The sequence below is a fragment of the Falsihalocynthiibacter sp. CO-5D18 genome (assembly GCF_041205445.1).
Lineage (GTDB): Bacteria > Pseudomonadota > Alphaproteobacteria > Rhodobacterales > Rhodobacteraceae > Falsihalocynthiibacter > Falsihalocynthiibacter arcticus.
Genome location: NZ_JBGFCF010000012.1, coordinates 80,519 through 104,346 on the forward strand (window position 1 = coordinate 80,519; position 23,828 = coordinate 104,346).

At 55.2% G+C, this 23,828-nt stretch carries 24 protein-coding genes and 1 tRNA gene; 11 read left to right on the forward strand and 14 right to left on the reverse strand.

Annotation, left to right across the window (positions count from 1 at the left end; translation table 11 throughout):
- Nucleotides 1-40: 40 nt before the first annotated feature.
- From AB9F27_RS15655 to AB9F27_RS15685, 7 genes are all read left to right on the forward strand, one after another.
- On the forward strand, nt 41-1,225 hold the full coding sequence (locus tag AB9F27_RS15655) for a deoxyguanosinetriphosphate triphosphohydrolase (protein ID WP_335584867.1): 1,185 nt from the start codon (nt 41-43) through the stop codon (nt 1,223-1,225).
- Between the two features lie 69 nt (nt 1,226-1,294).
- Nucleotides 1,295-3,037, forward strand: a complete 1,743-nt coding sequence (argS, locus tag AB9F27_RS15660; protein WP_335584868.1) for an arginine--tRNA ligase — start codon at nt 1,295-1,297, stop codon at nt 3,035-3,037.
- Nucleotides 3,038-3,113: 76 nt separating this feature from the next.
- Entirely contained in the window at nt 3,114-4,601 is a 1,488-nt protein-coding gene (locus tag AB9F27_RS15665; RefSeq protein ID WP_335584869.1) for an SPOR domain-containing protein, read from the forward strand.
- The gene (gene nagZ, locus AB9F27_RS15670) at nt 4,598-5,623 is read left to right on the forward strand and encodes a beta-N-acetylhexosaminidase (protein ID WP_335584870.1); all 1,026 of its coding nucleotides are present in this window, start codon (nt 4,598-4,600) and stop codon (nt 5,621-5,623) included. The genes AB9F27_RS15665 and nagZ overlap by 4 nt, the downstream gene beginning before the upstream one ends.
- Entirely contained in the window at nt 5,616-6,437 is an 822-nt protein-coding gene (locus AB9F27_RS15675) for a ScpA family protein (RefSeq protein WP_335584871.1), read from the forward strand. Before nagZ ends, AB9F27_RS15675 begins: the two co-directional genes overlap by 8 nt.
- Nucleotides 6,427-7,110: an SMC-Scp complex subunit ScpB gene (scpB, locus tag AB9F27_RS15680; RefSeq protein WP_335584872.1), complete on the forward strand. Its 684-nt coding sequence runs from the start codon at nt 6,427-6,429 to the stop codon at nt 7,108-7,110. Before AB9F27_RS15675 ends, scpB begins: the two co-directional genes overlap by 11 nt.
- Nucleotides 7,111-7,181: 71 nt before the next feature.
- Nucleotides 7,182-7,391, forward strand: a complete 210-nt coding sequence (locus tag AB9F27_RS15685; RefSeq protein ID WP_039002204.1) for a hypothetical protein — start codon at nt 7,182-7,184, stop codon at nt 7,389-7,391.
- On the opposite strand, the gene AB9F27_RS15690 is transcribed toward AB9F27_RS15685, so the two are convergent.
- Nucleotides 7,388-8,542 (reverse strand): MFS transporter, encoded by a 1,155-nt coding sequence (locus tag AB9F27_RS15690; protein WP_335584873.1) that lies wholly within the window; start codon nt 8,540-8,542, stop codon nt 7,388-7,390. The two genes, AB9F27_RS15685 and AB9F27_RS15690, sit on opposite strands and share 4 nt — an antisense overlap.
- 76 nt (nt 8,543-8,618) lie before the next feature.
- Between AB9F27_RS15690 and AB9F27_RS15695 the strand changes: the two genes are divergently transcribed.
- Nucleotides 8,619-9,146 (forward strand): Lrp/AsnC family transcriptional regulator, encoded by a 528-nt coding sequence (locus AB9F27_RS15695; protein WP_335584874.1) that lies wholly within the window; start codon nt 8,619-8,621, stop codon nt 9,144-9,146.
- A 7-nt stretch (nt 9,147-9,153) separates the two neighbouring features.
- On the opposite strand, the gene AB9F27_RS15700 is transcribed toward AB9F27_RS15695, so the two are convergent.
- The 8 genes from AB9F27_RS15700 to AB9F27_RS15735 all read right to left on the reverse strand — a co-directional run bounded on the left by AB9F27_RS15700 (nt 9,154) and on the right by AB9F27_RS15735 (nt 16,102).
- Complete coding sequence (locus AB9F27_RS15700; protein ID WP_335584875.1) at nt 9,154-10,230, reverse strand: 2'-deoxycytidine 5'-triphosphate deaminase; 1,077 nt, start codon at nt 10,228-10,230, stop codon at nt 9,154-9,156.
- Between the two features lie 131 nt (nt 10,231-10,361).
- A tRNA-Pro gene (locus tag AB9F27_RS15705) sits at nt 10,362-10,438 on the reverse strand.
- Between the two features lie 61 nt (nt 10,439-10,499).
- Entirely contained in the window at nt 10,500-12,416 is a 1,917-nt protein-coding gene (locus AB9F27_RS15710; protein WP_335584876.1) for a MerR family transcriptional regulator, read from the reverse strand.
- Nucleotides 12,417-12,429: 13 nt separating this feature from the next.
- Nucleotides 12,430-12,729, reverse strand: a complete 300-nt coding sequence (ihfA, locus tag AB9F27_RS15715) for an integration host factor subunit alpha (RefSeq protein ID WP_039002211.1) — start codon at nt 12,727-12,729, stop codon at nt 12,430-12,432.
- Nucleotides 12,730-12,962: 233 nt separating this feature from the next.
- On the reverse strand, nt 12,963-13,934 hold the full coding sequence (locus AB9F27_RS15720; RefSeq protein WP_039002213.1) for a beta-ketoacyl-ACP synthase III: 972 nt from the start codon (nt 13,932-13,934) through the stop codon (nt 12,963-12,965).
- Nucleotides 13,931-15,037 carry a phosphate acyltransferase PlsX gene (gene plsX, locus AB9F27_RS15725; protein ID WP_335584877.1) on the reverse strand — a complete coding sequence of 369 codons (1,107 nt, stop codon included), beginning with the start codon at nt 15,035-15,037 and terminating at the stop codon, nt 13,931-13,933. Before plsX ends, AB9F27_RS15720 begins: the two co-directional genes overlap by 4 nt.
- A 25-nt stretch (nt 15,038-15,062) precedes the next feature.
- The gene (gene rpmF / locus AB9F27_RS15730; protein ID WP_335584878.1) at nt 15,063-15,269 is read right to left on the reverse strand and encodes a 50S ribosomal protein L32; all 207 of its coding nucleotides are present in this window, start codon (nt 15,267-15,269) and stop codon (nt 15,063-15,065) included.
- 212 nt (nt 15,270-15,481) lie between these two features.
- Complete coding sequence (locus AB9F27_RS15735) at nt 15,482-16,102, reverse strand: DUF177 domain-containing protein (protein WP_335584879.1); 621 nt, start codon at nt 16,100-16,102, stop codon at nt 15,482-15,484.
- A gap of 57 nt (nt 16,103-16,159) precedes the next feature.
- Here AB9F27_RS15735 and AB9F27_RS15740 point away from each other — a divergent pair, with 57 nt between their 5' ends.
- Nucleotides 16,160-16,633 carry an outer membrane protein assembly factor BamE gene (locus AB9F27_RS15740; protein ID WP_335584880.1) on the forward strand — a complete coding sequence of 158 codons (474 nt, stop codon included), beginning with the start codon at nt 16,160-16,162 and terminating at the stop codon, nt 16,631-16,633.
- Between the two features lie 44 nt (nt 16,634-16,677).
- Here AB9F27_RS15740 and msrB read toward each other — a convergent pair whose 3' ends face one another.
- Complete coding sequence (gene msrB / locus AB9F27_RS15745; RefSeq protein WP_335584881.1) at nt 16,678-17,067, reverse strand: peptide-methionine (R)-S-oxide reductase MsrB; 390 nt, start codon at nt 17,065-17,067, stop codon at nt 16,678-16,680.
- Nucleotides 17,068-17,174: 107 nt separating this feature from the next.
- On the opposite strand from msrB, the gene AB9F27_RS15750 reads away from it, so the two are divergent.
- Both AB9F27_RS15750 and AB9F27_RS15755 read left to right on the forward strand, forming a co-directional pair.
- The gene (locus tag AB9F27_RS15750) at nt 17,175-17,909 is read left to right on the forward strand and encodes a GNAT family N-acyltransferase (protein WP_335584882.1); all 735 of its coding nucleotides are present in this window, start codon (nt 17,175-17,177) and stop codon (nt 17,907-17,909) included.
- Nucleotides 17,910-17,948: 39 nt separating this feature from the next.
- Nucleotides 17,949-19,769, forward strand: a complete 1,821-nt coding sequence (locus tag AB9F27_RS15755) for an ATP-binding cassette domain-containing protein (protein ID WP_335584883.1) — start codon at nt 17,949-17,951, stop codon at nt 19,767-19,769.
- 23 nt (nt 19,770-19,792) lie between these two features.
- Here the strand turns inward: AB9F27_RS15755 and AB9F27_RS15760 are convergent, their stop codons facing one another.
- The 4 genes from AB9F27_RS15760 to AB9F27_RS15775 form a co-directional block, all read right to left on the reverse strand.
- The gene (locus AB9F27_RS15760) at nt 19,793-20,548 is read right to left on the reverse strand and encodes an SDR family NAD(P)-dependent oxidoreductase (RefSeq protein ID WP_335584884.1); all 756 of its coding nucleotides are present in this window, start codon (nt 20,546-20,548) and stop codon (nt 19,793-19,795) included.
- Nucleotides 20,549-20,613: 65 nt separating this feature from the next.
- The gene (locus AB9F27_RS15765) at nt 20,614-21,501 is read right to left on the reverse strand and encodes a TPM domain-containing protein (RefSeq protein ID WP_335584885.1); all 888 of its coding nucleotides are present in this window, start codon (nt 21,499-21,501) and stop codon (nt 20,614-20,616) included.
- A gap of 51 nt (nt 21,502-21,552) precedes the next feature.
- The gene (locus AB9F27_RS15770; protein ID WP_335584886.1) at nt 21,553-22,935 is read right to left on the reverse strand and encodes a pyridoxal-dependent decarboxylase; all 1,383 of its coding nucleotides are present in this window, start codon (nt 22,933-22,935) and stop codon (nt 21,553-21,555) included.
- A 24-nt stretch (nt 22,936-22,959) separates the two neighbouring features.
- Nucleotides 22,960-23,763, reverse strand: coding sequence for an isocitrate lyase/phosphoenolpyruvate mutase family protein (locus tag AB9F27_RS15775; protein WP_335584887.1), 804 nt, complete (start codon nt 23,761-23,763; stop codon nt 22,960-22,962).
- Between the last annotated feature and the right edge of the window lie 65 nt (nt 23,764-23,828).

Below are 23,828 nucleotides of genomic sequence, written 5' to 3' on the forward strand. Positions count from 1 at the left end.
TATAAGGTGTCTAACGCACAGCGACAACAGGCAGAACATTATGCTCGCAAAATTTGCTTCCGATCCAGCTAGAAGTAGGGGACGCCTGTTTCCTGAAGAGGAAAGCGCCCATCGCTCGCCGTTTCAACGGGATCGGGATCGCATCATCCACGCCAGCGCCTTTCGGCGGCTCAAGCACAAAACCCAAGTGTTTATTGAGCATGAAGGCGATTATTTCCGCACGCGGCTCACCCATTCAATTGAGGTGGCACAGGTTGCGCGCACTTTGGCGGGAAGTTTTGGGCTTAATCAAGAACTTACTGAGGCCGTGGCCTTGGCGCATGATCTGGGGCACACGCCGTTCGGGCATACGGGCGAAGATGCGTTATCGGCGCTGATGGCGCCCTATGGTGGCTTTGACCATAACGCACAGGCCTTGCGGATTGTGACCGATTTGGAGCGTCACTATGCCGAATTCGATGGCCTCAACCTCACGTGGGAAACTCTTGAGGGTATTGCCAAACACAACGGTCCGGTCACGGGCAATTTGCCCTATGCGCTGGTTGAATATAATGCCCGCCACGATTTGGAATTGGATACCTATGCCAGCGCCGAGGCGCAATGTGCCGCCCTTGCGGATGATATCGCCTATAACTCGCATGACCTGCATGACGGGTTGCGGGCGGAACTGTTTTCAACTGATGATCTGTCTGAGCTCCCGCTTCTAAGCGATTGTTTTGCAAGGGTAGATGCTAAATATCCAGACCTGAATTATTACCGTCGTCGCCACGAAGCCCTGCGCCGGTTCTTTGGGGTTTTGGTCGAAGATGTGCTGGTTGAAAGCAAGGCTCGCCTCGCAGACCTCAACCCGCAATCCGTCGAAGATATTCGTGCCGCAGGGCGTTCCATGATCCAATTCTCGACTCCCGTTTGGAAAGACCTAAAAGAAATCCGCGCGTTCTTGTTTGCGCGGATGTACCGCGCGCCGATGGTTGTGAAGATGCGTGGAAAAGTGACGCAAATGGTGGATGAATTGTTTCCGCTCTTTATGACACAGCCAGATTTGCTGCCCAAACAATGGCGCAAAGATGTGGCCGATAGCGAAAGCGAAACCGAATTGGCGCGGATTGTGGCGGATTATATTTCGGGAATGACGGACCGATTTGCGATCCAAGAACACAAGCGTCTGATTGGCGGCGTGAAGCCCAATAATATCGTGACGGGACAGATCGAGTTTAAAGATTAACGCGCATCGGAATGGTTGAATGTTCCGTAGATCATGCTAAACCGCGAGCATAGCTATAGGAACCAAAGAATGAACCTTTTTGCCGAAATTCGTGGCCTCGTGATCGAGAGCCTTAATGCCATGACATCCGAGGGGATTTTGCCCGAAGGACTCGATTTTGCGAACGTCGCAGTTGAGCCTCCGCGCGATGCAGCTCACGGCGATATGGCAACGAATGCAGCAATGGTTTTGGCCAAACCCGCCAAAATGAAACCACGCGATGTGGCCGATGCTTTGGCGCTCAAGCTGACTGCGGATCCGCGCATTGACCTTGCCGAAGTTGCTGGCCCCGGTTTTTTGAATTTGCGTTTGGCTCCTAATCTTTGGCATGGGATTGTCAAAACGGCTCTTGCGGACCCAAATTTTGGCCGTTCTACTCTGGGCGCGGGCATTAAGGTAAACGTTGAGTTTGTCTCCGCCAACCCCACAGGCCCCTTGCATGTAGGCCACACACGCGGCGCGGTTTTTGGTGATGCGCTGTCAAGCTTGCTGGATTACGCGGGCTATGACGTGACCCGCGAGTACTATATAAACGACGGTGGCGCACAGGTTGATGTGCTCGCGCGGTCGGTTTACCTACGCTATCTTGAGGCGCTTGGCCAAGAAGTGGCATTTGAGGATGGCACTTATCCGGGCGACTATTTGATCCCCGTCGGCAAAACTCTTGCCGAAGTTTACGGCGATAAGCTGACAAAAATGGAGGAGGCCGAGTGGCTTCCTATGTTGCGCGATTTTTCCATCGACGCGATGATGCATCTGATCCGCGAAGACCTTGCGAGTTTGGGTGTCGAGATGGACGTTTTCTCAAGCGAGAAAGCCCTCTATGGCACGGGCCAAATCGAAGGTGCCATTGAGGCGCTTCGCATGCAAGGCTTGATCTATACGGGCACTCTTGAGGCCCCCAAAGGCAAGCTCCCCGAAGACTGGGAACCCCGCGAGCAAACCTTGTTTAAGTCAACAGAGCATGGCGATGACGTGGATCGCCCCGTTATGAAATCAGATGGCGCATGGACGTATTTCGCCCCTGATATTGCCTATCACTATACCAAAATAGAGCGCGGATTTGACCAGTTGATCGACGTCTTCGGCGCGGATCATGGTGGCTATGTGAAGCGCATGAAGGCAGCGGTTTCCGCACTTTCGGGCGGCGAAGTCTCTCTTGACGTGAAATTGACCCAGCTTGTCCGTCTGTTTAAGGATGGCGAGCCGTTCAAAATGTCCAAACGGGCAGGGACCTTCATTATGTTGCGCGATCTGGTCGAGCAAGTTGGCCCCGATGTGACCCGTTTTGTGATGCTTACCCGCAAAAACGACGCGCCCTTGGATTTTGATTTTGCCAAGGTTCAGGAGCAAAGCAAAGATAATCCCGTGTTCTATGTTCAATACGCACATGCGCGGGTGAACTCGGTTTTGCGCAAGGCGACCGAGGCGGGAATTTCCTGCGAAGACAAAGACTTGATCGCTGCCGATCTTAGTGGACTGATCCATCCGTCGGAGATTTCCTTGGCCAAGAAAATCGCGGAATGGCCGCGAATGGTCGAAATCGCAGCGCGTACAAATGAACCGCATCGCATCGCGTTTTACCTCTTTGATATTGCCTCCGAGGTGCATGCCTTGTGGAACCTTGGCAACGATGATGTGACGCTTCGGTTTATCCAAGAGGGTGAAGTGGCAACGTCGCAAGCTAAAATTGCGCTCATTCGGGCAGCAGGCGTTGTTATTTCTTCAGGTCTTGGTATTCTCGGAGTTACTCCGGTTCAGGAAATGCGCTGACGACAAGGGCAATTGAGCCGGATCTTAAGCAATACAGGGGGCATTTGCCCCATGTTAAGATTGTGGCGAGGCAAACATGAGCGAGCAGGAGCGCCCCTCTGGGCGACCCCCCAAACCCCAAGATTTTTCCCTGCCCTCCCTTGGCGAGGAGTTGGATTCTGACGGGCGTCCGACGGGCCGTTCTGGGGCGCGGAAAACGGCGTCTCGGCCTTTTGATCCCACGCAATACGTCCAAGGTCGGCCCGCAGGAGTGCAGGCGGACGATAGCCGTTCAACCCGTCGTGGCCCCCGTGAAGACATCGATTTGGAGGATTTGCCACCGCCATCTTACCAGCCACAAATCACACTTCAGCCCGAAGTTTCTAACCAACCCGAGGCGTTCGATCGCGTCTACTCGCGTGTGGATTCCCGTGCTGATACCAAAGAGGTAGAGGCTGAATCCGCGTATATTTTTGTTCCGGCAAACCGCGCGCAATCTGTGCCCGACCCCATTCCCGAACCCGCGCATAAACCTGCACGGCCAATGGCAAAAATATTGAACCTTGTCGGCGCTGCGACATCCATCGCTTTGGTTTTGGGACTCGGTTTTTGGGGGTATCGCTTGGCGGTGCGTGACGTTTCGGGCATTCCAATTGTTAAGGCTCTTGAGGGGCCCATGCGCATTCAACCCGAAGATCCAGGGGGCGAATTGGCGACCTATCAAGGACTCGCGGTGAACGCGGTTCAGGCCGCAGGCGAGGCGGAAGCGACAGCTGATCGGTTGGTTCTTGCGCCATCACCGGTCGAAATTCGGGAAGGGGATGGAGTGTTATCCGCCCCCATTATATCCCTCAAAGGTACCGAAAAAAGCTCGGAGCAGACACCCGAAACCCCTAAAAAACTTGAAGCAGTTGTAGCAAATGCCCCGCAAGCGTTCGATACTCCTTCGGTGCCCGAGGTTGATGAAATTGAAGAGGCAGTTGCGGAAGAAATCTCCATCGAAACGCCCAAGCAAGAGATTGCGATCAAAGCGCCTGCTGCGTTGGATGTTGTTGCGGCTTCAGAACAAGTGCTCTTGGATGATAACGAAGATCAAGCCCTTGCGACCGAGTTGAGCGGTGATGATCTCCAGCCGGATGCCATAGCCATTTCAGTACCGGGCGTTTCGAAATCGCCACGTCCTCTTGATCGTCCTGCGGATTTCTCGGATCGTGTTTTGGAGCAACGCATCATCGCGAGCCAAACCAGCGCAGTATCGTCGACACAGGTAGGCGAAGACGGGGAGTTGCAAGGATTAAGTGCTGTCGAAATAGCCCCTGAAAATCTACCCGCCGGTACCAATTTGGCACAGCTCGGCGCTTATCCAAGTGCCGAAATTGCCCGCGCGGAATGGGACAAGAAAGCGGCCAAATTTGAAGACTTTATGTCGGGAAAAACACGGGTCATCCAGCAAGCCGAAAGTGGCGGTCGCGCGTTCTATCGTTTGCGTGTGCACGGGTTTGACACGATCAACGAAGCCCGCCAATTTTGTGCCGCGCTTCAAGCTGAAGGAGCGGAATGTATTTCCGTTGTGATACGTAAATGAGCGAGAATACTGCTATTCAGACCGCGACAAGCGCCGTCATTTTCGGCTGTTTAGGACCAGAACTCCTGCGCGCAGAGTCCGATTTTTTTGCTCGGATCAAGCCCTTTGGATTTATACTGTTTGCCAGAAATATTGAGTCGCCCGAACAACTTTCAAAATTGACATCTGATTTGCGAAACAGTGTTGGTTGTGACGCGCCGATATTGATCGACCAAGAGGGTGGTCGCGTGGCCCGCATGCGCGCTCCACATTGGCGCGAATGGCTGCCAGCACTTGACGAGGTCGCGACGTCCTCTCACCCTGAGCGCAGCATGTATTTGCGTTCGCGGATCATGGCACAGGAATTACTGGCCGTCGGCATTGACGCAAATTGCGCACCCGTTTTGGATTTGGTTCGTCCGGAAACTCATGGTGTTTTGGCCAACCGTTGCTATGGCGAAATCCCTGAAATGGTTGTGAAAATAGGCCGCGCGGTTGCCAGTGGTTTGCGTGATGGGGGCGTTTTCCCTGTGGCGAAACATATGCCAGGGCACGGGCGCGCGAGTGTTGATAGCCACAAAGACCTCCCACGCACAGACGCAACAGCCGAGCTTCTGGCGGCGCATGATTTTGCTCCCTTTAAGGCGCTCAATGACCTCCCCATGGCGATGAGCGCTCATGTTGTTTACGAGGCTTATGACACGGTTCCTGCAACAACATCCCTAAAAATGATCCGTTTGATCCGTCAGTATATCGGCTTCTCTGGTCTACTGATGAGTGACGATTTGTCGATGGAAGCTCTCTCGGGAACGCCAGCCACACGCGCGGCGGCCTGTCGGGAAGCGGGCATTGACGTGGTTTTGCATTGCAACGGAATCCTGTCGGAAATGGAAGCCGTCGCCGAGGCCGCGGGCCCTCTGACAGATGTTGCGAAAATACGTGCGCAAAATGCCTTGGCGACACGCCGCGCCCCAGATGACGCGGATATTTCCATTTTAGAAGCTGAACATCGCGCACTTTTGTCTGGAGCTGGCCGTGTCTGAAAACCTGTTCGCATCAGAAGAATTGGCCAAAAAAACAGCGGATGACCTCTCTGTTGAGGAACGTTTGGCGGCGGAATCTCTGATTGTGGATGTGGAGGGGTTTGCCGGACCGCTCGACCTTTTGTTGTCGCTCAGCCGCACCCAAAAGGTGGACTTGCGGCGTATTTCGGTGACCGAATTGGCTGAGCAATACCTAAGGTTTATCGATCAAGCGAAGGCGTTGCGTATTGAATTGGCTGCTGACTATTTAGTTATGGCCGCGTGGTTGGCTTTCTTGAAATCACGGCTCCTTTTGCCCCCGATTCCCGGTGAAGACGGGCCTACGGGCGAAGAACTGGCCGCGCACTTGGCCTATCAGTTGGAACGTTTGCAAGCGATGCGCGATTGTGCAGCCCAACTGATGGCTCGGGATCAATTAGGGCGGGATTTCTTTGCGCGTGGCTTCCCAGAAACCGTGGAGCGCGTGCGCAAAGTGACGTATTCGGCGACGCTTTTGGACCTGATGCAGGGATATGCGCGCACGCGTACCCGAGACGATTTTCGCCCCTTTGTTTTGGATCGCCACTCGATTTTAACCATGGAGCAAGCCCTTGAACGCCTGCGCGGGTTGATTGGCTATGCGGGGGATTGGACGGGGCTTGAGACCTATTTGCCGGAGGGGTGGAACTTTGATCCCGCAAAACGGCGCAGCGCCACGGCCTCAACATTTGCAGCCTCGCTTGAGTTGGTGAAAGCGGGGCAAATCGAGATACGTCAAGGTGACGCATTTTCGGCCATTCAAATCAGAAAGAGGGCAGTTTCCAATGGCGATTGACCCCCAAAACCTCGCCGATCCGGCCCCACAAATGGAAGAGAGCCTGTTTGAGGCCCCTCCGCTGGCCGAGCAAGAGCGCATGGTTGAGGCCATTCTTTTTGCGAGTTCCGAACCCGTTACTGTGCGCGAACTCGAAGCACGGATGCCGCATGGGTGCGATGCGTCGGAGGCGCTTGTTTACCTTCGTAAACGGTATGAAGGGCGGGGAGTGACAATCAATCGGGTCGGGGATGCTTGGGCCGTGCGCACGGCGGGTGACCTAAGTTACTTGATGCAAAAAGAGATTGTGGAAACGCGCAAACTCTCGCGCGCCGCCATCGAAACACTGGCGATTATCGCCTATCACCAGCCTGCAACCCGCGCAGAAATAGAAGAAATTCGCGGCGTTTCGGTGTCACGTGGAACGATTGACCAACTTCTTGAGATGGAATGGATTCGGTTCGGGCGGCGTCGGATGACACCGGGGCGACCGGTAACTTTTGTTGTAACTCAAGGGTTTCTGGATCACTTTGGTCTAGAGAACGCGCGCGATCTGCCCGGCCTTAAAGAGTTGCGTGCCGCTGGATTGTTGGAAAATCGACCACCGCCCGGACTTATTCCAGGGATGCCAGACCATACTGAAGATGACGACGATGAATCGATAGATGGTATTGATCAAGGCGAAATGTTTTAAGATTACGCCACAGTTTCGCTGAAATTATGCGATACTTGGCCTGTGTGCACAGCAACGATGAGGACGCGAACATGAATATCGACCGGATTATTAAGATGATTATCAACCAGATTTTACGTCGCTTGGTTAACGGCGGTATTAGCAAAGGTATCAATATGGCCTCGGGAATGGGCAAGGGCAGCACGTCCAAATTGACGCCAGAGCAACAGATTCAAGCCAAAGAAGACGCCAAGCGCAGTCGCAAACTCGCACAAATGACACGCCGGAATTCGAAGTTTTAGACAACAGCGGTCGGAACCGCCGTTTTTCTGCGCGATTGTAGGACGTAGACCACGGCAAACAGGCTTAGTCCGGCGGAAATGAGACCACAAATCGCGAGGCCGTAAGTAGTAAAGCCCGGACGGTAAACGAGAGTTGCCACAAAAACGCTGAGGTACATTACCGCGGAGTTTAGGCCCATAATCGCGCCGCGTTGGGCGGGATCGAGACGGGTCAACCATCCAACGGTTAGGTTGAGGCCGAGATGTTCCAAAATACCCCATGCTGGGATGATCAACAACAGCAGCATATAGCTAGATGACGCCCAAATAAGCACCAGATAAAACCCAGTGAGCAGGGCAAATATACCTGCCAATCCGCGTACAACGGGGATCCGATCCAAGATCCCGTCAAAGGCCATGGCCCCTGCGAAACCGAGGCCATAGAGGAGCGTTAGGATGCCCGCATCGCGAACGGGGCGATTGAGATTTACTTCAAGATGAGCGCCTAAGTAGTTGTAAACACCATAAAATCCGAGTCCAAGAAGCGCGACCGCAACGAGTGCTGGGACGATTCCTTCAACCTTTAAGGCCGTGAGTGGGGAGGTTGCCGATTGGCTCGCTAATTGCAGGGGCAGGTCCATGCGCGCGAGGGGGACGAGCACCGCAAAAACAGCAAAGCAAAGCCCTCCGTAGACATATTGCCACCCAAAGAAGTCGGCCACATAGGCAGAAAGCGTGACGCCTCCGACCATTGAGAGTGTCCAACCCGTCAAAACCGTGCCAATGACGCGGGCCTCTTGGCCTTTTGGAGCGATCTGGGCGGCAAGAGTATAGAGGGCGGGGATGGCGACACCTGCGCCGATTCCCGCGATACTCTGGGCGAAACAGAGCATGAATACGGTGTTGGATAGGGCGGAAGCTGCAAGGGCTAGGGCAAGTAAAACGAGGGCGACGCGAAGGGATCGGGCGGCGCCAAACCGGTCGGCGAGGGGAGCCAGAACCAACGCTGCCGCCGCGACTCCGAGGCCGTAAAGAGCGGCGGCTGTCATCACGCCAGCGGGTGAGTCTGCTCCAAGGGAGAGGGCGACTTTGGCGGCAATGGGCGACAGGACCAGAGAGTTGGACCCGACCACGCCAACAATGGCGGTCAACAACAGGACAGAACGGTTCATGGCGGGTCTCATTTGAATAGGAGTTTGAAAAACCCTATAACAACCGAATTGTATTCGGCGATAGGGATTCGACAGCATGGCGAAAAATACAGACAGGATTCAGGGAAATGGTTCAAGGAACGCCGAACTAGACCCTGTTGACCGAAGAATATTAGGCGAGTTGGCAGTCGATGCGACCCAGAGTTTCGCAACTCTTGGCGGAATCGTCGGCCTTTCGGCCCCTGCCGTACATGAGCGCGTGAAGCGGTTGCGGGCGCGTGGCGTCATTCGGGGAACGGTCGCCATGTTAGATGGAAAAGCCGTAGGCAAACCATTGCTCGCATTTGTACATGTTGACACCACAGGCTGGGGAAAGACGCCCGCGTTAATGCAGTTCGCCGACATTCCGGAAGTTGAGGAGGTTCATTCTTCAACGGGGGATGCTTGTCTTATTATGAAAGTGCGTGTGGCCAGTTCGGAAGCCTTGGAAGGCTTGCTTGCGCGCCTTTATGCGACCGAGGGGGTGCGCGGCACACGGACCTATGTGGCGCTTTCAACGCATACCGAGCGCAGCGTCCAAGCCGGAATATCAAGCGAGCTTGAGGATACACCAAATATTTACTGACAAATATCTATTTGAAATGTTTGGATAGTTTTAGGCCTTGGCCCTGATAGTTGGACGCAATGTCGGCACCATACAACTGTTTGGGAACCTCGGACATGCGTTCATACACTAGGCGACCCACGATTTGCCCGTGCTCCAAAACAAAGGGGGCCTCATGGCATCGCACTTCGAGAACGCCACGGCTTCCTGCGCCACCGGCGGGATCATGGCCAAATCCGGGGTCGAAGAAACCCGCGTAATGGACGCGAAATTCGCCAACCATTGCGAGGTAGGGGGCCATTTCCGCTGCACAATCTGGCGGGATGTGAACCGCTTCACGGCTTACAAGGATATAGAACGCGCCGGGGTCGAGGATAATGCGTTCATCATGCGTGTGAATGGGTTCCCAGTATTCGGCTGGGTCATAGTGGCCGATTAAATCAAGGTCGATCACCCCTGTATGGGGTTTTGCACGATAGCCGACAAGGCCCGTTTTGCCCGCACTGAGGTCAACCGAAAAACCGAGGCCTTCGGAGATGACGGCTTCGCCTGAGACCAAGCCTTGCTCGGCGTGCATGACTGTGAGGTCGGCATCTGAAATCACGGCCTGTCCGGCGCGAAACCGAATTTGGTTCAGCCGCATACCGGGGCGGACAAGTACTGAGAAGCTGCGCGGGCATATTTCAGCGTAAAGGGGCCCTGTGTAGCCTGCGGGGACGCGATCGAACTCTGTGCCGCCGTCCGTAATGGTGCGTGTCAGCAAGTCTAAGCGGCCTGTGGAGGATTTGGCATTGGCCACCGCTTGGACGCCATCCGGAAGTGCGAGGCTTTCCATCAAGGGAACAACATAGACGCAGCCTTTCTCCAAAACCGCGCCGTTTGTGAGGTCTACACGGTGCATTTCAAACTCAGACAAACGCTCGGAAACGCGCGCGCCATGTCCGGTCAGAAACGAGGCGCGAACACGGTAAGCGACTGTTCCGAGACGTAAATCAAGGGAGGCGGGCTGAATTTGTGCTGCATCAATCGCAGGTGAACCGATGATTTCGCCACGGGCAATCATGTCAGCGAGGGCTTGGCTGGGAAGGACGCCGGGGTTGTTCATGAAGCTACCTTATGCTGCCAATCGGCGCGCTGCGGTCAAGGACCGTGGAAAACGGATGTCCGCGCGACGTGTGCGGATATGGAGTTTACAAAAACGTCCGCAGCCCCGAAAGGTGCGGACGTTTTTGAAATTGGTCGGGCTAGCAGGACTCGAACCTGCGACCTTCCGTCCCCCAGACGGACGCGCTACCAGACTGCGCCATAGCCCGACTTGTGCCTCTTCATAATGTTTTTCGCGGTGGGGGCAAGCAAGAATTACCATCTTGAACATCAAATTTTCAAAGAGGGTTTTGAAACGGTGCCATAGGTTTTGCGAAGGGCGGAGAGACGGGCCGTAAGTTCCGCCAGTTCAGACTTTTTGTCGGCCGAGAAGGGCGCTGCGCGTCGCGTGAGGCGGTGGCGAGATGTTGTGACAACAACGCCTGGTGCATCGTCTTCGGTCGATTCAGCTTCGCTCGGAATGTCTGATGGTGCGCTGTCTGGCACAGGGGCGTTCTGGGAAGGCGCGGTGGCGTCTTCTTGGTGAATAGGAGCCACCGCAGGTTCCAAAGATTGCTCCTCCGGTTCGGGAGTGGTTTCCTCGATAGGAACACTTTCGGTTGCTCCCTCGGTAACTTCTTCGGCGGAATCGTCTGTGATATCCCCGTGAGCGGTCTCTGTCGTTACCTCTGCAGTTTCCATTTCGGCTTCAGGATTGTTTTCAAGATCGGGTTCAGGCTCAAAGGTGGTTTCGTCCTCCGGCAGGGGGTCCGAAGCCGCTTGGAAGCTCGATGTTTCTATGGCGTCAACCGCAGTGTCGTCAGTTTGCTCAAGGTCTTGTGGCGCGGAAAATGTGGGTTCGGGTGTGACTTCAACCGGCGCATCTTCGGTGGCTTCGCTTTCAACATGACTCGGAATTTCCGATGAGAATTCGGGCGTTGTCTCCAAAGTGACCTGCGTGGCGGGGTCTGCGGATTCCTCCTCATCGGAGGACGCTTCTAAAGGAATGTTTTCAGGCTCCGGCTCAACGGATGTTTCCTGAAGGTTATTAGGGCTGTCAAATTTGGGAATATCAAGCGCCGCAAGATCGTTTAAGTCTTCCTCGCTTGGCGAGTCATCGGGCTCCGGATAGGCCACATCGAATACGTTGTCTTCAACACTCGTCTCGGGGGTGCCTTCGATATCTGAGGTTTGGAGCGGTTCCGCAGTGGGCGTTTCGCTCTGCTCAGATTCTTGCGTGTCCTCTTCGAGGTCATCGGCGTGAAAGGCAGAATACCCGCCCGAAACTTCGGGAATCTCCGAGGGATCAGGAAGCGAAAGCTGTGAGACGGACGTTATTTCGGGCGGCAAAGCCACAGGCTCTTGGGACGCGGGAACTATAGGGTCATTATCCTCGGCTTCATCGGTCTCTGTGGTCATGTCGGGTTCGGAAGGTGGGTCTTGGGCGATGAACTCAGAAACAAGGGATTCTTCTTCTGCATCGCTTTCGACGTTACCTTCGGATTTCTCCGCAAACTCGGTTTTCAGGTCGACATTGGAAGTATCATCGGTAGCGTCGAATGTGGCGGTTTCCAACGCAACAACCTCATCCGGAACGGAGTCCTCTGGCACAGAAACGGATTCAACCTCGGGAATATCGTCTAGGAAGGAAGCTTGGAGCGGCGGCTCGTCAACCGTTTGAACCTCAGGATTATCTGGAGGAGTGTCAGGCGTTTCGTCCGGTATTTCTTCGGGCGCGTCGTCGGGGATTTCCTCTGGCGCCTCGTCTGGTACTTCGGGTGGTTTAGGGAACGAAATCACCTGATTTGTCGGCGCTATTTCTTCAGCCGGCGGGGCCGCGTTCGGCATAAAAATTGCCGCGCTGCGCGTAGCTTCAAGAATTTCGTCTGCTGTGCGCTCCGCTTGGGCGGGGGGAATGTCGATCCCCACGTCATCCAAGGGCTGGCCCAGTGCCGCGACATGCTTAATCCCTTCGGCGCGCAGTAGTTTTTGCACGCCTTTAATCGTCATGCCATCTTCATGCAGAAGCTTTTTGATGCCGCTCAACAATTCCATGTCGGCGGGGCGGTAATAGCGCCGACCGCCCGCACGTTTTACGGGCTTCACTTGGGTGAAGCGGCTTTCCCAGAAACGCAACACATGGGCTGGCGTTTCAAGCCAGTCGGCGACTTCTGAGATGGTACGAAACGCATCTTGTGATTTGGACATGAGTCAGACGCGCCTATTTATTGCCGTTTGAAACGCGCTCTTTCATCAAGTGCGACGGGCGGAATGTTAGAACGCGGCGCGGTTGAATAGGCACTTCTTCGCCGGTTTTTGGGTTGCGACCGATACGGGCTGCTTTATCGCGGACACCAAATGTCCCAAAAGACGAGATTTTAACAGACTCGCCCGCGGACAAAACGTCGGAAATATGGTCCAGAACGCCTTCAACCAGTTGCGCGCTTTCGTTGCGGCTTAGGCCGACTTCTTGAAAGACCGCTTCGCTTAAATCCATACGCGTTAGTGTTTTATCACTCATCATGACCCCCTGATTGATTGAAACTGGCACCGACGCGGGCCAATCCGAAAGTGACGGGACTTGGCAGAAACGCCCCGCGTGCTTGGCGTGTAGCATAGTGCGGGTCAAAATTCCGAGTCAATATCAATGACTTGCGCAAGGAGGTAAAAGTAAGATTATCGGCATTTATTTGTTGATAAATGTCGAGAAATGGTCTGGGCGTGCGAAAAATTGGATTTTGAACGGTCGTCGCCTTACCAGCGCAGCACGACAGAGCCCCACGCCAAACCGCCACCAATGGCCTCAGTTACCAAGAGATCGCCTTGTTTGATCTGGCCACGCGCCTTGCCCACCGAGAGGGCAAGTGGGATGGAGGCCGCCGACGTATTGCCGTGATCTTGGACGGTAACGACAACCCGATCCATGGACACGTTCATTTTCTTGGCAGTGCCCGCGATGATGCGAATGTTGGCTTGGTGTGGCACTATCCAATCGACGTCGTCCCCCGCGAGGCCCGCTTTGTCGAGGGAGGCATGCGCCGTTTCGGCCAGTTTTTCGATGGCGTGGCGGAAAAGTTCACGTCCTTGCATCCGAAGATGGCCAGAGGTGCCCGTAGAGGTGCCGCCATCCACATAGAGGAGGTCTTTGAATCGGCCATCGGAATGCAAATCGCAGGAAAGAATGCCACGGTCGGTGTTTTCGCCGGACCCCTCTTGGGCTTCAAGGATCAAAGCGCCCGCACCGTCGCCAAATAACACGCAAGTTGCACGGTCGCTAAAATCAAGGATGCGGCTAAAGGTTTCTGCGCCAATCACCAAAACGCGTTTGGCTTGGCCGGAGACTATAAGCGCATTCGCGTTGGCCAATGCATAGACAAACCCCGCGCAGACGGCCTGCACATCAAAGGCAAAGCCGCGCGTCATGCCGATGCCCGCTTGCACCATGGTCGCGGCCGATGGAAAGGTGAAATCAGCGGTGGAGGTGGCGAGGATGATGGCGTCGATGTCGTTTGCGACCAATCCGGCGTCTTTGAGCGCGGCATTGGCGGCATTTATCGCTAAATCGGAGGTATTTTCCCCCTCGGCGGCAAAATGGCGGCGCTCAATACCTGAGCGCGTGCGAATCCATTCATCGGTTGTATCTACGGTGGTTTCGAGTTCGCTGTTAGGAACAATCCGTTCGGGCAGATAATGCCCGACGCCTGAGACGACGGCGCGTATTGTCATTCTTGGTTCCCATCCAAATTGCCCATTTCTTGAGCATCTTGCGGCGAGGCGGCAGAGGATGCAACCCGTGCAGCGAGTTTGTCGGAAAAACCGATCTCGGCGAGGGTAAAGGCGAGTTTGATCGCAGCAGCGATTCCGGTTTCATCGGCGGACCCGTGGGATTTCACCACAGTCCCATTCAGGCCCAAAAACACCCCGCCATTCACCCGACGCGGATCAATCCGTTTGGACAGACGGCGCAGGGAGGTGAGGGCCAATAGGGCAGCGAGGCGCGACAAGGGCGAATGTTTAAAGGCGGCACGCAACTGCTGTGAAATCAGATTTGCCGTGCCTTCGCCAGTTTTGAGCGCAATATTTCCTGTGAACCCATCCGTGACAATGACGTCAACCCGATCCGACGGAATATCGCCCCCCTCCACAAATCCGACATAGTCGATCCCCGCTTGTTCAGCGTGACTCGCGATCAAATCATTTGCGGCTTTGAGTTCTGCGCGGCCTTTGTGTTCTTCGGTGCCGACGTTCAGCAGGCCAATGCGCGGGCGGGCAATACCCAACCCGTTGCGCGCATAAGAAGCGCCCATCATGGCATATTGCAGTAAATCTTGCTCATCGGCGCGAATATCGGCGCCCACATCAAGCATGACATTAAAGCCGCTTTTGCTGAGCGAGGGCCAAAGACAGGCGATGGCCGGACGGTTCACACCCGGCAATTTGCGCAGGCGGATCATTGAAATCGCCATCAACGCGCCCGTGTTGCCACAGGAAACCGCCACCGTCGCTTCGCCATTTCGGACGGCTTCGATGGTGGACCACATAGACGTATCCTTACCGTTGCGCAAAACTTGGCTCGGCTTGGCATCCATGGTGACGACGCCCGGACAGTCGCGAACTTCGCAAACTGATTCGAGGCGGCGCTTTTTGATAAGCTTTTTAAGCACTTCGGCGTCACCGTGAACGATGAAACCAATTGCCGGATTTTTTGATGCAGAAAGCCCAATACCGGCGACAACTGCCGCCGGTCCACGATCGCCACCCATGGCGTCAACCGAAATTATGGTGCGCGAAGCCCCCGAAGTCAGCAGATCTTTTGTGTTGATCGTCATGCTCAGGAGCCAGCGAAACCGCCGCTTAAGCTGCGTCTTCGTCGAAATCGACGTCGGCAGCTACAGCGATGATTTCACGATCGGCATAGTGACCACACGCGCCACAAACATGGTGCGGACGTTTCAGTTCGCCACAGTTGCCACATTCGTTCGGATTCTCTGCAGTCAGAGAATCGTGGGATTGGCGCATGCCGCGACGGGACTTTGTAATCTTACTCTTAGGGACAGCCATGTCTCAAAACCTTGGTCAATTCGGGGGGAGAAGCAGGTGCTAAACCCCAGTGTTTGTTATCTTCACGAGCTACATACCCGAGCTTGTCGCTCATGTCCAACCGTCTCGTAAATGAGGCCGGGAACATACTGCGATTCCACTAGGGTGCAAGCAAATTCTTTCTTGGTGCGCGAATCGCGAAGAGCCTTCGCAAATCTTTACACTGTCGCTCGTTATTTCTTATCGGGCTTGTCACCCGTTTTTAAAAGATTTGCAAGCCCTGCAAACGGTCTTGCGTCTTCATCTTGCATTGGTGTGGTTCCTGGGGCGGTAAATTGGGCCGATTCAAGCGCCGCACCGTCGGCCCGCGGATAGAGCGGAACTGCCAAAGCCAAGGCTTCGAGCATGATCTCCCCCAAATCGATCACCCCTTGGAGGGGCTCGCGGGTTTCGTCAGTGTGCATTTCAATCTCGCCGTCTTCATTCGGCTCGCCCTCAAAAACCGAGTGGTCGGCAATAAACACGCGTTGCACTGGCACGTCGACCCGCGTGTTCACGGGCACAAGGGTTACCACGCAATTCTGGGTGACGGTCGCACCGAGCTTGGCCACAAGGGCCCAGTCGGTCTTGCCGCGCGCCGAAAGCTTGCCTTCAAAGCGCATTTTCTTGAGGGTCAGTACATCAATATCCGCTGCAATCGCCTTCAGAACAGCCGCGCTGGGAATAATCGAAAACTTCGTTTCGGTGCGTTGAGCCAAGTCCGCGACGCGCATAGGGTGTGCCCAAGGTGCGAGAGCAGGCGATTGAGGCGTTGGGTCATTGGTCATGTTCGGAGCTTCCATTGTTGATAACATTTGCATCCTTCTGTATGTCGGATAAAAGCCAAGGACCAAGAGATCAAGAGGGTGGTAATGCAAATTAATACAGGCCTAGGCAAGAAAACGGCAAAATTGGTGTGCCTTGGTGCGCTCGTTTTCACAATTACGGCCTGTTCGCCTGTGATCCGGAAGCACGGTTATGTTCCGACCGAAGAAGTTCTCGATAACGTCCTTGTGGGGGTGGATACCGTTGATACGGTTGAAACCACGGTTGGGCGGCCTTCGGGGCGTGGCCTCTTGCAAGATGGTGATTGGTTCTATGTTCAGTCCATTTGGAAGAACTTTGGATATCGCGAGCCAAAGGAAATCGACCGTCAGGTTGTTGCCATTCGGTTTGACAACAAAGGCGTTGTTTCCAATGTTGAACGCTTTGGTATTGAAGATGGCAATGTCGTGGCCTTGTCTCGCCGTGTTACCGATTCTGGCATCTCGGGTGTCGGGTTCTTGGCGCAAATGTTCGGCAGCTTTGGCAACCTAACTGGCAGTACGCTGACCGGAAATCAATAACGTTCAGGCCAGACCGACAGGTTCCGTCGGTCCGGCCTTTTGCCTTAATCCGCTTCAAACTTAAGCGCTACGCCATTCAAGCAATAGCGCAATCCCGTGGGTTTTGGCCCGTCGGGAAACACGTGCCCCAAATGGGCCGCGCAGGTGTCACAATGAACTTCTGTGCGACGCATAAATAATTTGCGATCTTCAGTTTCGCCCACGGGCGCGCCTTCAATTGGGGCGAAAAAACTGGGCCAGCCTGTGCCGGATTCAAACTTGGTGTCCTGATCGAACAGGGCAGAATCACAACAGATACAGCGGAATACGCCCGCGTCTCTGGGGAAGTTGTCGTGGCTGCCCGCGCGTTCTGTCCCATGTTTGCGAGTCACCTTATAAGCTTCATCGCTCAGGATTGCGCGCCACTCCGCGTCCGTTTTTTCAATTGTAGCCACTTGACCCTCCGTAAATAATTTCCTGTCACGTCTTTTTCGTAAAGCAGTGGTATACCATATGGAAAGGGGTGCTCGTTATTTTAAGGGCCGCAATCGACAGGGGTGCTATGTTTAATCTTCACCGCGGAAAATATCGGGCGCGTTTGGCCGAGACTTCAGACGATGTCGCCTTGGCACAGGCGCTGCGGTACCGGGCGTTTTTTGGCCCAGATACAGGGTCGGACGCGGATGATTACGACCAACGATGCTCGCATGTTTTGATCGAGGATGTATCCTCAGATGCGCTGGTTTGCTGTTTTCGTATGCTCGATATGCCCAATGGGGCCGACATCGACACCAGCTATTCGGCGCAATATTACGAGCTTTCGGGCCTGCGTGATTTCGGTGGTCCTATGGTCGAGATGGGGCGGTTCTGTGTCGATCCTAACTTGAGCGACCCCGATATTTTACGCGTAGCGTGGGGCGCTATGACCCAATATGTCGATGCGCGCGGCGTGGAATTGCTGTTTGGATGCTCGTCTTTTAAGGGGGTCGAAGCGGCGACCTATGCAGATGCTTTTGCCTTGCTCAAGGCACGCCACCTTGCGCCAAAACGCTGGTTGCCGAAAATAAAAGCGCCGACGGTGTTTAAGTTTGCCCAACGATTGCGGCGCAAACCGAATGCGCAAAACGCAATGCGGGTAATGCCGCCGTTGCTCAAAACCTATCTGATGATGGGGGGCTGGGTGTCGGATCATGCGGTGGTGGATCGTCAAATGAACACGCTGCATGTTTTTACCGGCATTGAAATCGGCGCAATCCCACCGGCGCGAAAACGACTACTTCGCGCGGTCATGGGCTAAGTGCTTGACGTTTGCGCGGTAGGCGTTTAGCGCACTCTGATGGCACGTATACCTCTTCTTCAGCTCACGGATATTTCGCTCGGATTCGGCGGAGATCCCTTGTTTTCAGACCTTAGTTTGGTGGTGCAACCCGCCGACCGTGTGGCCCTTGTTGGCCGCAACGGATCGGGCAAATCAACCTTGATGAAGGTGATGGCGGGGTTGATCGAACCCGATAATGGCGCGCGCATCGTGTCGCCCGGCGTTCGAGTTGGCTATATGGAGCAGGACCCCGATTTAAGTGGCTTCGAAACGCTCGGCGATTTCGCTTCCAGTGAACTTGACCCTATCGAATCCTATAAGGTCGATATGGTCGCCGAAGGCCTTAAATTTAAGCCTGAAACCCTGATTTCTGCGGCTTCTGGCGGCGAGAAACGCCGTGCCGCCCTCGCAAAATTGCTGGCCGAAGAGCCGCAACTTATGCTGCTCGATGAGCCGACAAACCACCTCGATATCGAAGCCATTGCGTGGCTCGAAGATCAATTACGTTCCACCCGCGCGGGCTTCATTCTGATCTCGCACGACCGTGCCTTCCTCAATGCCCTGACCCGCGCGACCCTCTGGGTGGACCGTGGCAAAGTGCGTCGTCTGGAAGAAGGATTCGAAGCTTTTGAGGGGTGGCGTGATAAAACGTGGGAAGACGAAGACTCGCAGCGCCACAAATTAAATCGTCTGATTAAATCCGAGGCCAAATGGGCCGTTGAAGGTATTTCGGCGCGTCGCACGCGTAACCAAGGCCGTCTTCGTGCTTTAGGGGACCTCAAAGAACAACGTTCCGGACAAGTTAAACGTCAAGGTGCGGCCGCGATGGCCTTTGATGCCAGTCCGCAATCGGGCCGCAAGGTGATCGAAGCCGAAAACCTGACGATGCGCTATGATGACAAACAGATTCTCAGCGATTTTTCGATCAAAATTGCCCGTGGCGATCGCGTGGCTTTTGTGGGACCGAACGGCGTTGGCAAAACCACGTTGCTCAAAATCCTGATTGGCGACATTGAGGCCGATAGCGGCACAGTAAAACGCGGCACCAAACTTCAAACCGTTGTTTTTGACCAAAATCGGTCGCAACTTGATCCGAATATGACCCTTTGGGACAGCCTGACGGGCGATCCCGATATGCGTGTTTCGGGCAAAGCCGACCAAGTCAGCGTGCGTGGCGTACCGCGTCATGTTATCGGTTATCTCAAGGATTTCCTCTTTGACGAAACCCGCGCCCGCGCGCCTGTGTCCTCCCTTTCGGGTGGCGAGAAGGCGCGTCTTTTGCTAGCGAAAATCATGGCGCGTGAAAGCAACCTTCTGGTGCTCGACGAGCCAACCAACGACCTCGACGTCGAAACCCTCGACTTGTTGCAAGATTTGATCGGCGAATACGACGGTACCGTGCTTTTGGTCAGCCACGACCGTGATTTTCTGGACCGCGTGACCCAAACAACCATCGCCATGGAAGGCAACGGTAACGCCGTCGCTTATGCTGGCGGATGGAGCGATTATCGCGCCCAGCGTCAAGAAGAGGCAAAGGCTGCACCCGTCGCAAAATCTTCGGGATCGGGCGGTTCGAAAAACGCCTCCGCGAGCAAGTCAGCCGCAAAATCCAACGGCTTGTCCTTTGTGGAGCAACACCGTTTGGAAGCGCTTCCCAAGGAAATTGCGCGCTTTGAGGCCGAGATCACCAAGCTTGAAGAATTTCTCGCGGCGCCTGATTTGTTTACCGATGAGCCGGTAAAATTCCAAAAAGGCACTGACGCGCTTTTGGAACGTCACGATGCTTTGGCCAAGGCTGAAGAAGAGTGGATGAAACTTGCGGAACGGGCCGAGGCTTAGGCCCGCTCTGCAACTTTAAGCGCCTAGGCCATGCGCAGGCCACCGTCCAGACGGATTACTTCCGCGTTCAAATACGGGTGTGATATGATGAATTCTACGAGGCGGGCAAAGTCATGCGCGGTGCCCAATCGCTTGGGATGCACCACGTCTTTTGACAGGCCTGCGATGATCTCCTCGCCAAGACTTTCGAGCATCGGGGTCATGAATATGCCCGGCGCGATGGCCATCACACGGATACCCGTGCGTCCCAAGTCGCGGGCCATCGGCAAGGAAAGTCCCGCAATTCCCGCTTTGGACGCCGCATAAGCTGCTTGGCCGCGCTGCCCGTCAAAGGCGGCAACCGAAGCCGTGTTGATAATAACGCCACGCTCATTATCGGCGTTTGGGGCGTTGTCAGCCATGGCTTGGGCGGCGAGGCGCGCAACGTTGAACGTACCCACGAGATTGATGTCGATGGTGCGCTGAAAATCCGCGAGCGGGAAGGGGCCGTTTTTTCCCAACGTGCTCGCGCCAGTAACGATTCCCGCGCAATTCACACAAGCTGTGATGCCGCCCATCGCTGATTTGGCCTGCGCGATGGCTGCCATTACGGATGCCTCGTCGGTCACGTCAACTTCGACGAATGTTGCACCGATTTCGGCAGCAACCATGGGGCCGCGTGTCGCGTCGCGGTCAAAAATCGTGACCTGTGCGCCTGAGGCCGCCAAGGCCCGTGCGCAGCCTTCGCCCAAGCCAGACGCGCCGCCGGTGATGATGGCTTTTGTCGTTGTGATGTCCATTGCGACCTCCCAGAAAATAATTGAACACTTGTTCAATAAAGGCCAGGGCGGTTTTAATCAAGCCTTTACCATTTACCTGAAGCACCGCCGCCTGAACTGCATCCGCCACCGAAACTTGACCCACCCGAGCCTGAACTATTGTTGTCGTCTGTGTCAGAGACGCGTGGAATTATGAATTGTGTGACATTAAAATAGCTGCAATTTGGGCAAGTGATGTTTGTTTCACGCAGACCCGTATCGCTTGTTGTGGCAGATTGCAGGGTGGTTATTTTCCTCACCATGCCTTTTTGCCCACATTGAGGGCAGGGTTTGCGTGCGAATTGAAAACCGGAAAGTTTGGGGCCAAGGACCGCCGCAACTACACTGCCACCAAAGAATATCGCCATGCCCCAAAAAATCAGATCCGCGATGCCGTTTGGATTTTTGGGGCGCTCAGGAGACAACTCGCCGCCATTAAAAGGCAAGGCGATCAGCGAGATCATTTTGTCCGCACCATCCAAGACACCGTCGTCAAAATCCCCGTCCTTGAAAGCGGGGGTGATGTAAAACTGGATAATGTCCTCGGATATATCGTCGTAAATCGGGGGATAGCCGCTGCCCACTTCAATGCGGAAGGTGCGGTCATTTTTGGAGATCACCAGCAAAAGGCCGTCGTTTCGTTCAGCTTTGCCAATGCCCCATTTGTTAAAAACCGCCGTGGTAAAATCCGCGATATTCGTCCGATCGCCATATGACGCCATGTCAGTGACGGTGAGGATGCTCATCTCGGTGCCGATGTCCTCCCTGAGGTAGTTGAGTTTGCGCCGCAGGGTATCTTGAATTTCGGGTGAAAGCATGTTGGCGTAATCATTGACATAGAGGTTTTCATATTCGGGAAGGGTTTGGGCTTGGCCGGGGAGGGAGACAGCAAGGAGGCCGAGGGCAACGACCAAAGCGGCTAACAAACGGGTCATTTCAGCTCCAAAAACACGTTGAACCAGAGTTTAGACCCGTTTTCATAGAAATCAAGCAATGAGGTCACGGATGACCGTGGGGATCATCATCACGTCATCGCGGGTGCAATCGAATTGTCCGACTTGGACGCGGATCACAAAGCGCTCGTCGTGGGTGGTTTGGGTCAGATAGATACGCCCGTCCGCGTTGATGCGTTCGAGTAAGGCGGCTGTTTCGACGTCATCGATATAGGAAAAGGTGAAAAGGGACAGCCGCGGCGAGGTTGTGAGGAGGCAACCGGGGATCAACGCGATGGCGTCGCGGGCCTCAAGTGACCATGCGACGTGGTTGCGGATGCGTTCGCGCAAGCCATCTAAGCCATAGGCCCGTAGCGTAAACCAAATTTTGAGCGCGCGGAAACGGCGGCCCAAGGGGACGGTCCATTCGTTGTAGTTGACGATTTCGTCTTGGCCTTGGGTGTTGAGATAGGCGGGGCGCAGGCCGAGAGTGCGGATTTGCTCGCTTGGATTGGGCATGAACTGGATGGCGCAATCGAATTGGACCCCGAGCCATTTGTGCGGGTTGAATACGATGGAATCCGCGCCTTCAATGCCCTCCCAAAGGGGGCGGAATTCCTCGCAGATCATCGCGCTTCCAGCCCATGCAGCGTCGACATGTACGAAGAGGTTGTGGGCTTTTGCGACTTTGATACAGGCGGCAATGGGATCGCAGGCGCCTATCGAAGTGCCGCCCGTGCACAGGACGACGCCTGCGGGGAGGTGGCCCGCCTCGATGTCGGCGCGAATGGCCGCGTCAAGCGCCGCGGGGTCCATGCCGTAATCCGAAGTTGTGGGGATTTTGACGAGGTTGTCTTGGCCGATGCCTGCCACGCGCACGGCCTTGTCGACGGAACTGTGGGTCTGGGCAGAGGCGTAAATGCGCAAGCGGGGTTGGCCGCTCAGGCCGTCGGTGAGGCCCGCCCAATCTAGCGCACGTTCGCGCATGGTGAGTATCGCCGACAGGGTTGTCGTGGTGGCGCTGTCGTGGATTGTACCGGTGAACGTGTCGGGCAGGCCCATCGCATTGGCGAGCCAGCCGATCATCACGGCCTCGATTTCATTGGCGGCGGGGGCAGTTTGCCAGAGCATGGCTTGACCCGCGATGGCATTGGCGAGTTGCTCTGCAAGCATGGAAGCCGGCGAGGCATTGGCGGGGAAATAGGCAAAGAAACGCGGGTGTTGCCAGTGGGTTGTGTTGCTGGGCACGAGGCGTTCGAAATCCGCGAAAATTGTGCTCATATCTTCGGGGCCGTCGGGGGCCTTGGCAGGGAGTTGTGCGGCAATCGAGCCGGGTTTTATATTGGGGCGTACAGGGACGTCGCGCAGACCCGCATGATAGTCGCGCGCCCAATCGGCGGCGATTTTTGACCAATGGGCCAGATCATCGTGATTCATATAGTTTCTTCCGATTACAGCCGCTTAAACGAGGAGGTTGTCGATAATATCGCTTGAAATTCCATTTGCGAGGGGCGAAAAATCCCCGTCCCGCAGTATTGTGTTTGCGGCGTCGTAAAGCGCACGATGGGTGACGCGGGCAAGGGAGGAGCCGAGCGAAATGCGCGCGACACCGATGGCGGCAAACTCGCTTTTGCGGCGTTGGGCATAGGGACCGGACGCAAGCGCGTTGACGGGTAAGGTGGAGCTGGCACAGATTGTCGCGAGGTCGTCCCATGAGGCGGGCATGGGTACATAGAGACTGTCGGCACCGGCGTCTTCAAACGCTTTGATCCGGATGAGGGCTTCGGCGAGATCATAGACTCCATGCATGATCCCGTCGGCGCGGGCCAAGAGGAAAAAGTCGTTTTTTAACGCGCGGGCAGCCGAGGCTGCGGCTTTGATCCGTTCCGTAGCGAGGGCGACGTCATAGGGCGCATCACTTGGGAGGGCGATATCCTCGATACAGACCCCCGCGAGACCAATTTCGCCCGCAAGACGGATGGTTTCGGCGACGTCGTCTGGGCTATCGCCAAAGCCGTTCTCAAAATCGCCCGAAACGGGGATGTCCAGCGCGCGAACGAGGTCTTGGGCGTGGGTGAGGGCCTCGTCGCGGGTAACGCCGTCGGGTTTTCCAAGGGTGAAAGCTTGGGCCGCGGAGGAGGTCGCGACAGCTTGCGCGCCGAGGTTCTGAAGCATTTTCGCGCTGCCGATATCCCACGCATTAGCAAGAATAAAGGGATTGCCGCGTTGGTGTAGCGCGCGGAACGTTTGGCCTAGATCTGTCATTTGGTCCTCCTCAAAGTGGGCCGAGGGTAGGTCAGGGGTATTGACTGGTCAAGCGCCTTGGCAGA